The organism is Xanthomonas sp. 10-10, assembly GCF_040182365.1.
GTDB classification, from domain to species: Bacteria; Pseudomonadota; Gammaproteobacteria; order Xanthomonadales; family Xanthomonadaceae; genus Xanthomonas; species Xanthomonas arboricola_F.
In genome coordinates this window covers 2,831,126-2,842,953 of sequence record NZ_CP144460.1, presented here as the reverse complement: position 1 = coordinate 2,842,953, position 11,828 = coordinate 2,831,126, and the positions used below count along the sequence as shown (strand labels likewise).

Sequence of the window (11,828 nt, the reverse complement as noted above, 5' to 3'; positions counted from 1 at the left end):
TTCACCATTCCCGATTCCCGTACAATTGCGCCATGCCTTTAATCACTCTGCAAAGCGTCGACTACAGCGTCGGCGGCCCCTTGTTGCTGGAAAAAACCGACCTCACGATCGAGCCGGGCGAGCGTATCGCCCTGATCGGTCGCAACGGCGCCGGCAAATCGACCTTGATGAAATTGATCGCCGGCGAGCTCAAGCCCGATGACGGCGAAGTGCGCGTGCAGCAGGGCGTGCGCATTGCACGGCTGGAGCAGGAGGTGCCGCAGGGCACCGGCGGCAGCGTGTTCGATGTGGTCGCCGATGGGCTGGGCGAACTGGGCCACTGGCTGGCCGAATTCCACCAGCTCAGCCATGCCGAGGTGTTCGACGCCGACGCGTTCGGCAAGGTGCAGGCCAAGATCGACGCGGCCGAGGGCTGGGCGCTGGATCAGCGCGTCGGCGAGACGCTGACCAAGCTGGAACTGGACGGCGATGCGGAATTTGCGCGGCTGTCCGGCGGCATGAAGCGACGCGTGCTGCTGGCGCGCTCGCTGGTGTCCTCGCCGGATGTGCTGCTGCTGGACGAGCCGACCAACCATCTGGATATCGAAGCGATCGATTGGCTGGAGTCGTTCCTGAAAGGCTGGAACGGCAGCGTGCTGTTTGTGACCCATGACCGGCGCTTTTTGCGTGCGTTGGCCACCCGCATCGTCGAGATCGACCGTGGCCAGGTCACCAGCTGGCCGGGCGACTGGGCCAATTACGAGCGCCGCCGCGAAGAACGGCTCAATGCGCAGGCGCAGGAAAACGCGCGCTTCGACAAGATGCTGGCACAGGAAGAAATCTGGATCCGCCAGGGCATCAAGGCGCGGCGGACCCGCGACGAAGGCCGTGTGCGGCGTCTGGAGTCGATGCGCAACGAGCGCGTGCAGCGGCGCGATCTGACCGGCAATGTGCGCATGGAAGTCTCGCAGGGCGAGTCGTCCGGCAAGAAGGTGATCGAGGCCAAGGAGGTCGGCTTTGCGTTCGGCGCACGCACGATGGTCAAGGATTTTTCGACCATCATCCAGCGTGGCGATCGCATCGGCCTGATCGGCCCCAACGGCAGCGGCAAGACCACCTTGCTCAAGTTGCTGCTGGGCGACCTGCAGGCGCAGGAAGGCGAAATCCGCATCGGCACCAATCTGCAGATTGCGTATTTCGATCAGTACCGCTCGACCCTGCGCGAGGACTGGAGCGCCATCGAAAACGTGGCCGAAGGCCGCGATTTCCTGGAGATCAACGGCAAGCGCAAACATGTGCATGCGTATCTGCAGGACTTCCTGTTCACGCCCGAGCGCGCCCGCGCGCCGATCACCCGCCTGTCCGGTGGCGAGCGCAATCGCCTGCTGCTGGCGCGGCTGTTCGCGCAGCCGTCCAACCTGCTGGTGATGGACGAACCGACCAACGATCTGGACGTGGAGACGCTGGAGTTGCTGGAGGAGCTGCTGGGCGAGTACACCGGCACCTTGCTGCTGGTCAGCCATGACCGCGACTTCCTCGACAACGTGGTGACCTCGACGCTGGTGATGGAAGGCGATGGCCTGATCGGCGATTACGTCGGCGGTTACAGCGATTCGTTGCGCCAGCGGCGCACCCCGGCGCCCAACGCGATGGCGGTCGCCAAGGCCTCGGCGACTGCTGCAGCGACCACGCCCGTGGCAGTTGCGGCGGCAGCGGTGGATGCCGCGCCCAAGCGCAAGCTGAGCTACAAGGAGGCGCGCGAACTGGAGCAATTGCCTGGCTTGATCGAGACGCTGGAGCAGCAGGTTGCCGCGCTGACCGAGGCAATGAACGACCCGGGGTTCTATCAGCGCGACAGTGCGGCAATGACCGCGCACACCGCAGCCTTGAGCGACGCGCAGGCGCAGCTGGATGCGGCATACGCGCGCTGGAGCGAGCTGGAGTAGTCCGCCGGCGCGCTGTTGCGTGCCGGCCTTGGGTGTCGCGCTGCGCTGTTTGTTCGCGCAGGCATCGCTGCGTCCCTGCGGGCGATGACTACGCTTCGCAGGCCGCGCCTCATACCGTCATTTGCAAATTGCACTCAGCTACAAGCAAGCGACGCCGCGCATGCAGGTAACGCGTCTGTCATCTTCAGGCAGCAATGGTGAGCCGGCTCACTCAATCGCAAGCGCTGGCCGGCGCCACGAACGCTGCAAACGTCAGTCCGCGCGTGGCCCAGCTGGTGGCGGCTTCGTCCAGAATGTCCAGCAAGGTATCGCGCTCGCTCGGCGCTGCCTGCGCCAATGCCTCGGCGCCGTCGATCAATAGCGCGTAGCCGCGCGGGGAGGGCAGCCACGCCAGATCGCGCAGCGCATCGCTCAACGCATCCCAGTTGCGGCCGAAGCCGGCGGGGAAGTCCAGTTGGGTGGCCAGGCGCATCAACAGCATGCGCTTGTCGCTGCAGGTGGCCAGATCCACGCGCAGGATACGCAGGCCGGCATCGCGTGCCAGCGCAGCCATGGTGTCCAGATCGTCGGTGTCGGCTTGATAGACGCCCGATTGCTGCGGGTCGGACAGGTCCAGCGCAAAGTCGCCCGCGCTCATGGCGCCTGCTCCGGTGTCGGGCCCTGGAACGACTTGAAGCTCTGGTAATGATCGTCGCTGTAGTACCAGGTCTGCGGCGGGGTGCCGCCGGTAACGATGCGGCGTGCACCGCGGTCGGTGCTGCCAGGTGTGTCGACGGTGTATTCGCGGTAGTAGCCGCGCGGGCGCTCCGGCAGCCGGTGTTCGCGGTTGCCGAAGACGCCGCCATCCTGCGCATGCGGGAACGGCCCGCCGCGCTGGATCAGGACGATGGTGGCCATGGCTTCGATCGGCAGAAAGGCCGGCAAGTGCGGCACCTGACGCGCTGGCGGTGTGGCGGCGATCGGTGCGCTGAGCTGCGGCGCAAACTGCGGCTTGGGCGTCTGCAATGCCCGCATGCCCCACAAGCCGGCGACGAGCAGCACGATGGCGACGATCAGCAAAGCGGGCTTGCGCATGAAGACGTTCCGGGAGCGAAGAGTGTGCGGCAGAGCAAGTATGCCGTCGCGCGACTGTGTCGACTTTGAACGCGGCCGGGCGGCTGCGCGATTCACATCCAAGTAACCGGGGGCTGGTGCAAGGTGTGCAGCCAACAGGGCGCGGTCCCTGCTCGAATGGGATGAAGTTTCCCTGCCGCTGCCCTTGGTAAGCGCCGTCGGCGTCCTTACCATCTACCCCGCAACGCCCGGTCTTCGCCGGGCGGCAAGTCCAGGAGACACGCATGGCCTACACCCTTCCGCAGTTGCCCTACGCCTACGACGCGCTGGAACCGAACATCGATGCGCAGACGATGGAAATCCATCACACCAAGCATCACCAGACCTACATCAACAACGTCAACGCGGCGCTGGAAGGGACCGAATACGCCGACCTGCCGATCGACGAGCTGGTGTCCAAGCTGAAGAGCCTGCCGGAAAACCTGCAGGGCCCGGTGCGCAACAACGGTGGCGGCCACGCCAACCATTCGCTGTTCTGGACCGTGCTGTCGCCCAATGGCGGCGGTGGGCCCAAGGGCGAAGTTGCCAAGGCGATCGACAAGGACATCGGTGGTTTCGAGAAGTTCAAGGAAGCCTTCACCAAGGCCGCCGTCAGCCGCTTCGGCTCGGGCTGGGCATGGCTGAGCGTGACCCCGGACAAGAAGCTGGTGGTGGAAAGCACCGCCAATCAGGACAGCCCGTTGTTCGAGGGCAATACCCCGATCCTGGGCCTGGACGTGTGGGAACACGCGTACTACCTGAAGTATCAGAACCGTCGCCCGGAATACATCGGCGCGTTCTATAACGCAGTGAACTGGGAAGAAGTCGAGCGCCGCTACCACGCTGCGATCGCCTGAGTCCTGCGCGCAGGCTATGACACAAGAAGGCCGGGAGCGATCCCGGCCTTCTTTGTTTGCTGCGGTTTGTCGTGTAGGAGCGCACCTGGGCGCGACGAAGCCGTACCGATAAAGCCCCCGTCGCGCCCGGGTGCGCTCCTACGATTGCAAGGGAACCCATGAGCCTGGCGTCCAACTCGCGGGCGCAGCCGATGCTGACCCTGCAACGCAAGAAGGCCGGAATCGATCCCGGCCTTCTTCGGTTGCTGCGGTTTGTCGTGTAGGAGCGCACCTGGGCGCGACGAAGCCTTACCGATAAAGCCCCATCGCGCCCAGGTGCGCTCCTGCGTTTGCCTGCAGGCAATCAGAACTTGGCGTCGAACTCGCGGGCGTAGCCGGTGTTGACGATGACCTTCTGCAGCGCGTCGCTGATCTTGATGTTGCCGGCCACGATCTGCTGGGTTTCCGGGCCCATGTTGTCCATGCGCGGCGGAGTGGCGCCCTTGTAGTCGCAGACGCGGCCACCGGCCTCGCGTACCAGCAGCACGCCCGCGGCGATGTCCCAGGCTTTGACGCCGGCTTCGAAGTAGGCATCGGCGCGACCGCAGGCCACATACGCCAGGTCCAGCGCGGCTGAGCCGGTGCGGCGCACGTCTTCGGCCTGGACCAGCAGGGCATCGACGCACTTCAACTGCGCACTGATCCGTGCGCGCTCGCGCGGCGGGAAGCCGGTGTGGATCATTGCGCCGTCCAGATCCTTTCGCTCGGCGATGCGGATGCGGCGGTCGTTGAGCACGGCGCCGGCGCCGCGGCTGGCGGTGAAAAGCTCGTTGCGTAGCGGATCGAAGATCACCGCATCGGTAGGTTCGCCGTTTTCGACCAGGGCGATCGACACGCAGTAGTGCGGAAACCCACGCAGGTAGTTGCTGGTGCCATCGAGCGGGTCGATGACCCAGGTGTAACGGCCACTCTTGCCGCCCTGCACGCCGCCTTCTTCGCCAAACACGGCGTACTCGGGGTAACCGCGCTTGAGTTCCTTGATGATGACCTTCTCGGCATCGGCATCGACTTCGCTGGCGTAGTCCATGCGGCCCTTTTGCACCACGTTGAGTGCATCCAGCTTGTTGATACCGCGCAACAGCACATTGCCGGCGAGGCGGGCGGCTTTGACCATGACGGTGACGGCGGGTTTCTGCATGGTTAAAGCTCCCGTGAAGGCAGAATCGGAAATGGCGAAGGTAAAAGAGCGGTCCGGCGCGAAAGCCGGCCGCGCAGTTTACCATCTACGGCCGAACAGCTCCCCAATCTCCGTTCATGTCCGTCAGTCAGCGCATCCGTTTTGTTCTCGTCGGTACCCAGCATCCAGGCAACATCGGCGCCGCCGCGCGTGCGATGAAGACCATGGGTGTCTCGCGGCTGGTGTTGGTGGCCCCCGAGCGCGCGCTCGATGAAGACGCCTATCGGCGCTCGGCCGGTGCCGAGGACGTGCTGGGCAATGCGCCGCTGTTCGACACGCTCGGCGAGGCGGTGGCCGACTGCACGCTGGTGATCGGCTGCACTGCACGGGCGCGCCGTGTGGCGCTGGAAGAATTGCTGCCGGACGAAGGCGCGCAGCGCGCCCTGGCCAAGGCGGGCGAGCCGGCCGAGGTGGCGTTCGTGTTTGGCCGCGAGCGCACCGGCCTGACCAACGACGAATTGCAGCTCTGCCATGCGGCGGTACATATCCCGTCCGACCCGCAGTTCAGTTCGCTCAATCTGGCGGCGGCGGTGCAGGTGCTGGCCTATGAGGTGCGGCTGGCGCAATTGGCCGCCGGCGAGGCCAACCCCGTGCCGGTACCGGCCTCCGGCCTGCGCGACGGGCCGGCCAGCCATGCGCAGCTGGAAGGCATGTTCGGCCAGCTGGGCGAGACCCTGGACGAGATCGACTTCCACAAGGGCCGCGCGCCGGAGTCGGCGATGCGCAAGTTGCGGCGGTTGCTGCTGCGCGCGGAGATGACCGAGCAGGAGGTGCGGCTGATCCGCGGCATCCTGTCCGATGCGCAGCGCATGGCAATGCTGGCCAGGCGTGCCGGAAACTGACGTCTGTCACATCTTCAAAGATTCGGCTAGGCTGTCCGCGGCTCTAGGGGAGTGTCCGTTTTGCGCGGTCTACAATGGTGTCTGATTGCCTGCTGGCTGGTGGCCGGTGCAGGCTTGGCCGTGACGGCTGCGGCAGCGCCCTCCTCGGTACTGGTGCTCGGGCGGATCAGCGATGACCCCGCCACACATTACGATCAACTCAAACCGCTGCTGGACTACGTAGTGCCGCGCATGCGCGAGGTGGGCATCCGTCGGGGCGAAATCCTGATGGCGCCGGATGCGCGCCAGATGTCCAGTTACCTGCGGCGTGGCCGGGTCGACTGGGTCAGCGAGACCACCGGTGCGGCGATGCTGCTGGAGCGGCGCGGCGGCGTACATCCCTTGCTGATGACCGAGCGGGGCGGTGTGCGCGACTTCCATACGGTGTTTTTCGTGCGCCGCGACAGCCCGATCCGCTCGCTCACGCAACTGCGCGGGCATAGCCTGGCGTTGCAGAATGCATCGTCCACCAGCGGCTATCTGGTGCCGATGCTGGAGCTGATGCGCAACGGCATTGCCTGCGATGTGCTGCTGTCGCCGGACGACCCCCAGGTGCCTGGTTCGGTCGGCTATCTGATGGTCGGCTCCAAATTGAACATCGCCGCTTTCGTGCACAAGCGCCTGATCGATGCCGGGGCCTTCAGTAATCTCGATTGGGACGACGAGCGGCATCTGCCGCCGGTATTCAAACGCGATTTCCGCATCGTGTACCGCAGCGCGCCGGTGCCGCGGGCGGTGGAAATGGTGCGCTCCGGCATGGACCCGGCAGTGGAGCGCCGCCTTCGCGCGGTGTTGCTGCAGGCCGCCTCCGACCCGAAGGCCGCACCGGCGCTCAAACGTTTTTTCGGCACCACCGCGTTTTACCCGCTGGATAGCGAGAGTCGCAGGCGTCTGGATGCATTGAGCACCGGCCTGCAGCACGTCAGGAATGAAATGGAATGAGTCAGGTGCGCTTCGGGTTGCAGGCACGTTTCCTGTTGGTCATGGCGCTGACCCTGTTGCTCGTCGGCGCGATCCTGGCGTCGCTGTTGCAACGCCAGAGTGCGATGCAGCGCGAAGTGCGCGGGCTGAGCGCGCAGATCCTGCACGAGCTGTTCGATCGCAGCCTGCGCACCCGCGGCGAGACGCTGGCGACCGAGCTGGCCTCCGGGCTGGCCAACCCGCTGTATTACTCCGACCTGGGCGCGGTGGGGGCGCTGGTGCGCAATGCGTCGCGTCAGCAAGTGGTGACGTATGTGCTGGTGTTCGACCGGCGCGGCCTGCTGGTGCACGACGGCACGCCCAACCTGCAGCGCTACGGACAGCGCATGAACGACCCGCTCGCGGCCAGGGCGGTGGCGGCGCAGGCGATGTTGCTGCAATCCTCGCCCGAGGTGCTGGACGTGACGGTGCCGATCAAGGTCGGCGATCAGCGTATCGGCGGCGTGCGCGTGGGCATGTCGCGCGAGCGGGTGCGCAAGATCGAATCTGGCGCCAACCTGACCCTGGTCGAGAACCTCAATGCGATCGGCAAACGCGATCTGGGCTGGTTGCTGGTGCTGCTGGCCGCGCTGGTGGCGCTGGGCGTGCTGCTGGCGATCTATGTGCAGCGCACCCTGGTGGCGCCGGTGCGGTTGCTGGCTGCGGCCGCACGCCAGATCGAGCGTGGCGACTATGCCGTGCAACTGCCGCCGCATCCGCGCAACGACGAAATCGGCGAGCTGATTTCCGCCTTCGGCCGCATGAGCGAAAGCATCGCCCGGCACGACCGCGAAGTGCGTCATATGGCCTACACCGATGCGCTGACCGGGCTGACCAATCGCCTCGGTTTTCGCGAAGGACTGGACCACCTGCTCAACACCGCACGCAGCAGCAACAGCAAGCTGGCGTTGCTGTTCGCCGATATCGACGACTTCAAGCGCGTCAACGACACGCTAGGGCATGAGGCCGGCGACGAGGCCTTGCTGCAGTTCGCCAGCCGGATCAGTCGCGCGGTTTCCGCGCTGGGTGGCGACGATGCGATCCTGGCGCGCTTCGGCGGCGACGAGTTCGTGATCCTGCTGCAAAGCGGCGATGTCAGCCTGCTCGCCGCACAGCTGGCGGACCGCCTGGTGCACGAGTTGAGCCGCCCGTTGAACGTGCAGGGCCGTGAAGTGTTCCTGGGCACCTCGATCGGCATCACACTGTTTCCGGACGATGCCAACGATGCCACCGCGCTGTTGAAGAACGGCGACATCGCGATGTACCAGGCCAAGGTCGCCGGCAAGAACTGCCACCGCTTCTACAGCCGCGCGGCCGACCATGCGGTGGAGCGTCGCGTGCACATGGAGCACGAGCTGCGCGGTGCCTGGGAGCGCGACGAATTGCGGCTGGTGTATCAACCGATCTACCGCACCAGCGACCGCGTACTGGTGGGCGTGGAGGTGCTGCTGCGGTGGCAGCACCCGGCGCTGGGCACGATTGCGCCCTCTACCTTTATCGATATCGCCGAGCAGAGCGGGTTGATCGAGACGATCGGCCCCAAGGTGCTGCGCGCGGCCTGCCTGGAAGCGGCGCAATGGCCGGAAGTGGGCGAGGGCCTGTTCATTTCGGTCAATGTGTCGCCGCGCCAGCTGCGCAGCGGCGAACTGATCGACACCGTGGCCGAGTGCCTGGCCGAGTCCGGCTTGCCGGCCGCGCGGCTGCACCTGGAACTGACCGAGACGGCGGTGATCGGCGACGAGATGATGGCCGCCAGCCTGCTCGATCAGCTGCACCGCACCGGGGTGAAGGTGTGGCTGGACGACTTCGGTACCGGCTTCTCCGGTTTGAGCCATTTGCGCCAGGTGCCGGTGGACGGGGTCAAGATCGACAAGAGCTTCATCGCCGACCTGCAGCGCGACCCGGACGATCTGGCGCTGACCACCGCCATCATCAACATGGCCCATTCGCTGGGGATCACCGTGGTGGCCGAAGGCATCGAGCAGGAAGCGCAATTCAACCTGCTGCGCGAGCGCGGTTGCGACCTGGGGCAGGGGTACTGGTTCAGCAGGCCGTTGAGCCCGGCCGACATGGTCAAGCTGATCGCCGCGGGCTGAACAGCGTAGGAGCGCACCAGGGCGCGAAGGGGCTTTGTCGGTAAGGCTCCGTCGCGCCCGGGTGCGCTCCTACGGCAGGGTGCGTTGGGTCTGGGTGGTTGCCGTGGCCTTTCGTCGAGGATTTCGCGCGCGGCACGGTGCCCGATAACCCTGTAGGAGCGCGCCTGGGCGCGATGGGGCTTTATCGGTAAGGCTTCGTCGCGCCCTGGTGCGCTCCTACGAGAGAGTGCGTTGGGCGTTGGGGTTACAGCGGCCGTTTGCCGGTATCGCCGGGGATTTCGCGTACCAGGCGCGGGACCAGATAGCCGGACAGCCGCGTGGCCAGTTCCGCATGCAGGGCGCGTGCGCGGGCGTCGTCCACTTCGAAATGCGCCACGCCGGCTACGCGATCGAGCTGATGCAGGTAGTACGGCAGCACGCCGGCGGCGAAGCTGCGTTCGCTCAACGCGGCCAGCGCGTCCACGCTGTCGTTGACCCCGCGCAGCAACACCGCCTGATTGAGCAGTTGCACGCCGGCACCGCGCAATGCCTGCATGGCGGTGTCCACGTCGGCATCGAATTCGTTGGCATGGTTGGCGTGGATCACGAAGGCCACCGGCCACGGCAGGCTGCGCAGCCAGGCCAGCAAGGGCGCGTCCACGCGTGCGGGCAGTACCACCGGCAGGCGGCTATGGATGCGCAGCCGCTTGAGGTGCCCGATGGCGGCCAGGGCATCGGTGAGTTCGACCAGTTTGGGTGTGGCCAGCGACAGCGGGTCGCCGCCGGACAGCAGCACTTCGTCGATATCCGGGTCGGCAGCGATCGCCGCCACCGCCTCACGCCAGCCATCGCGCGCGGCGGTTTCTTCCGCATACGGGAAGTGGCGGCGGAAACAGTAGCGGCAATGCACCGCGCAACTGCCGGTGGCGATCAGCAGGGCGCGACCGCGGTATTTCTGGATCACCCCGGCGGCGGTCTTGGCGGCGGCATCGCCGACCGCATCCAGGCCGTAGCCCGGCACCGGCTGCATTTCTGCATCCAGCGGCAGTACCTGCCGCAGCAGCGGGTCGTGCAGGTCGCCGTGCCGCATCCGCGCCACGAATGCCTGCGGTACCCGTAGCGGGAACTGCGCGGCTGCGTCCGCGCTGATACCGGCCGCTTGCGCGTCCAGGCCCAGCAGTTCCAGCAACGTGCGCGGGTCGCGCACGGCGTCGCGCCACTGCTGCTGCCAACGCGGCGGCTGCAGGGCGGTGGGCGGGGATGGCTGTAAGGCGACGGGGGCTGCGGTTATCATGTGCGGTCACAAAACCAATGCCCGCCGGTTGCGGCGGGCGCCCCATTCTAATCCGACCGGCCACCGTGTGGCGGGTCGTGGTCTTATCGAGGAGCTGCACCATGGCCACTGTTGGCATGAACGACGTCAAGAACGGCATGAAGATCCTGGTCAACAACGAACCGGCGGTCATCACCGAGACCGAATACGTCAAGCCGGGCAAGGGCCAGGCCTTCACCCGCATGAAGTACCGCTTCATCAAGTCCGGCCGCGTGGTCGAAATGACCATGAAGGCCACCGACGACGTGGAAGTGGCCGACGTGGTCGATACCGACATGCGCTACCTGTACAGCGATGGCGAGTACTGGCACTTCATGGACCCGGAAACCTTCGAGCAGGTGCAGACCGACAAGGCCGGCATGGGCGGCGCCGACAAGTGGCTCAAGGGCGAGGAAGACTGCATCGTGACGCTGTGGAACGGCACGCCGATCTGGGTGCAGCCGCCGAACTTCGTCGAGCTGAAGATCACCGAGACCGACCCGGGCGTGCGCGGCGATACTTCCGGTGGCGGCGGCAAGCCGGCGACGCTGGAAACCGGCGCGGTGGTGCGCGTGCCGCTGTTCGTCAACCAGGACGAAATCATCAAGGTCGACACCCGCTCGGGCGAATACTCGGCGCGCGTCAAGTAAGACGATGCGTCCGGAACACTGGCCTGATCGAGCGGGACGCGGTGCCAGTGTCGTGTTGGGGCTGTGGGGTGCGCTGCTCGCGTGCCCGGCGTTTGCGCAATCGGCTGCCGCAACCTGCGACGCCGATGACGTGGCCGCCGTTGCGGCCATTGCGACGTCTGGCCGGGTGGGCGGCGCCGCAACTGCGCTGTCGGTCGACCGGGTGGTGGCCCAGAGCTGCAAGCCGTGGCCGAACGATGCGGCGATCCGGTTGGCGGCAATCGCATTTGCCGGCGATGCGGAGAGCGTGCCTGGCGAGCGCGACCTCGAGTTGCGCGTGGCCATGCTCGATGCCGCCAGCGGCAAGGTGCTGGCGTTCTACGCGCAGGCAATGGGCGAGGACGCCGCCTTTGAACTGGCTGCCGACAGCCTGCGCCTGGACACCGCGCGCTACGACCTGGCCAAGGGCGTGCGTGCGATCGGCGTGGTGGTGCGCAGTGCCGCGCGCGGGCCCAGCTGCCCGGATTTTTACAGCAACCAAGCATTGACCCTGCTGGTGCGCGAGGGGCGCAGCCTGCGCCCGGTGCTGCAACGCGATCTCTATGCGTGGCAACGTGTGAAAGGCGAGCCGTGCAGTCTGAGCAAGGGCGATGTGATCACCGAAGTGGCCAATCTGAGCGTGAGCATGGCGCCGCAGGTACATGCCGGCTATGCGGACATCGTGCTGACAGCCAACGTGTCTACCGTGGAGAGCGCCGCTGGCAGCGACACCGATACCGAACGCACCCGTCGCGTGCGCCAGGTGCTGCGCTACAACGGCCAGCGCTATGTGCCTGTGGCCGGTGGCGATCACAGCTGGCCGTTCGACAACTAACCTTTTA

At 66.0% G+C, this 11,828-nt stretch carries 11 protein-coding genes; 7 read left to right on the top strand and 4 right to left on the bottom strand.

What is annotated here, in order from left to right; translation table 11 throughout:
• Window positions 1-32: 32 nt before the first annotated feature.
• Window positions 33-1,925 carry an ATP-binding cassette domain-containing protein gene (locus VZ068_RS12010; protein WP_259150636.1) on the top strand — a complete coding sequence of 631 codons (1,893 nt, stop codon included), beginning with the start codon at window positions 33-35 and terminating at the stop codon, window positions 1,923-1,925.
• 211 nt (window positions 1,926-2,136) lie between these two features.
• Here the strand turns inward: VZ068_RS12010 and VZ068_RS12005 are convergent, their stop codons facing one another.
• Entirely contained in the window at window positions 2,137-2,562 is a 426-nt protein-coding gene (locus VZ068_RS12005) for a barstar family protein (protein WP_259160717.1), read from the bottom strand.
• Entirely contained in the window at window positions 2,559-2,999 is a 441-nt protein-coding gene (locus VZ068_RS12000) for a ribonuclease (protein WP_349655432.1), read from the bottom strand. The genes VZ068_RS12005 and VZ068_RS12000 overlap by 4 nt, the downstream gene beginning before the upstream one ends.
• Window positions 3,000-3,262: 263 nt before the next feature.
• On the opposite strand from VZ068_RS12000, the gene VZ068_RS11995 reads away from it, so the two are divergent.
• The gene (locus tag VZ068_RS11995; RefSeq protein WP_349655431.1) at window positions 3,263-3,874 is read left to right on the top strand and encodes a superoxide dismutase; all 612 of its coding nucleotides are present in this window, start codon (window positions 3,263-3,265) and stop codon (window positions 3,872-3,874) included.
• 343 nt (window positions 3,875-4,217) lie between these two features.
• Here the strand turns inward: VZ068_RS11995 and VZ068_RS11990 are convergent, their stop codons facing one another.
• A complete protein-coding gene (locus VZ068_RS11990) occupies window positions 4,218-5,051 on the bottom strand; it encodes an inositol monophosphatase family protein (protein WP_046963628.1) in 834 nt (277 codons plus the stop codon).
• Between the two features lie 116 nt (window positions 5,052-5,167).
• On the opposite strand from VZ068_RS11990, the gene VZ068_RS11985 reads away from it, so the two are divergent.
• Genes VZ068_RS11985 through VZ068_RS11975 form a run of 3 tightly spaced genes read left to right on the top strand, consistent with a single transcriptional unit; the run spans window position 5,168 to window position 9,027 of the window.
• Window positions 5,168-5,932 (top strand): RNA methyltransferase, encoded by a 765-nt coding sequence (locus VZ068_RS11985; protein WP_349655430.1) that lies wholly within the window; start codon window positions 5,168-5,170, stop codon window positions 5,930-5,932.
• A gap of 51 nt (window positions 5,933-5,983) precedes the next feature.
• Window positions 5,984-6,913 carry a phosphate/phosphite/phosphonate ABC transporter substrate-binding protein gene (locus tag VZ068_RS11980; RefSeq protein ID WP_259160708.1) on the top strand — a complete coding sequence of 310 codons (930 nt, stop codon included), beginning with the start codon at window positions 5,984-5,986 and terminating at the stop codon, window positions 6,911-6,913.
• Entirely contained in the window at window positions 6,910-9,027 is a 2,118-nt protein-coding gene (locus tag VZ068_RS11975) for an EAL domain-containing protein (protein WP_349655429.1), read from the top strand. The genes VZ068_RS11980 and VZ068_RS11975 overlap by 4 nt, the downstream gene beginning before the upstream one ends.
• Window positions 9,028-9,271: 244 nt before the next feature.
• Here the strand turns inward: VZ068_RS11975 and epmB are convergent, their stop codons facing one another.
• The gene (epmB, locus tag VZ068_RS11970; protein ID WP_349655428.1) at window positions 9,272-10,300 is read right to left on the bottom strand and encodes an EF-P beta-lysylation protein EpmB; all 1,029 of its coding nucleotides are present in this window, start codon (window positions 10,298-10,300) and stop codon (window positions 9,272-9,274) included.
• Between the two features lie 101 nt (window positions 10,301-10,401).
• Here epmB and efp point away from each other — a divergent pair, with 101 nt between their 5' ends.
• Window positions 10,402-10,968 (top strand): elongation factor P, encoded by a 567-nt coding sequence (efp, locus tag VZ068_RS11965; RefSeq protein WP_007962665.1) that lies wholly within the window; start codon window positions 10,402-10,404, stop codon window positions 10,966-10,968.
• Between the two features lie 4 nt (window positions 10,969-10,972).
• Entirely contained in the window at window positions 10,973-11,821 is an 849-nt protein-coding gene (locus VZ068_RS11960; protein WP_349655427.1) for a hypothetical protein, read from the top strand.
• Window positions 11,822-11,828 lie beyond the last annotated feature (7 nt).

Excerpts from the sequence above, each read along its gene's own strand:
- VZ068_RS11995 (WP_349655431.1), top strand. The coding sequence starts at position 3,263 with ATGGCCTACACCCTTCCGCAGTTGCCCTACGCCTACGACGCGCTGGAA.
- VZ068_RS12005 (WP_259160717.1), bottom strand. The coding sequence starts at position 2,562 with ATGAGCGCGGGCGACTTTGCGCTGGACCTGTCCGACCCGCAGCAATCG.
- VZ068_RS11960 (WP_349655427.1), top strand. The coding sequence starts at position 10,973 with ATGCGTCCGGAACACTGGCCTGATCGAGCGGGACGCGGTGCCAGTGTC.
- epmB (WP_349655428.1), bottom strand. The coding sequence starts at position 10,300 with ATGATAACCGCAGCCCCCGTCGCCTTACAGCCATCCCCGCCCACCGCC.
- VZ068_RS12000 (WP_349655432.1), bottom strand. The coding sequence starts at position 2,999 with ATGCGCAAGCCCGCTTTGCTGATCGTCGCCATCGTGCTGCTCGTCGCC.
- VZ068_RS11975 (WP_349655429.1), top strand. The coding sequence starts at position 6,910 with ATGAGTCAGGTGCGCTTCGGGTTGCAGGCACGTTTCCTGTTGGTCATG.
- VZ068_RS11990 (WP_046963628.1), bottom strand. The coding sequence starts at position 5,051 with ATGCAGAAACCCGCCGTCACCGTCATGGTCAAAGCCGCCCGCCTCGCC.
- efp (WP_007962665.1), top strand. The coding sequence starts at position 10,402 with ATGGCCACTGTTGGCATGAACGACGTCAAGAACGGCATGAAGATCCTG.
- VZ068_RS11985 (WP_349655430.1), top strand. The coding sequence starts at position 5,168 with ATGTCCGTCAGTCAGCGCATCCGTTTTGTTCTCGTCGGTACCCAGCAT.
- VZ068_RS12010 (WP_259150636.1), top strand. The coding sequence starts at position 33 with ATGCCTTTAATCACTCTGCAAAGCGTCGACTACAGCGTCGGCGGCCCC.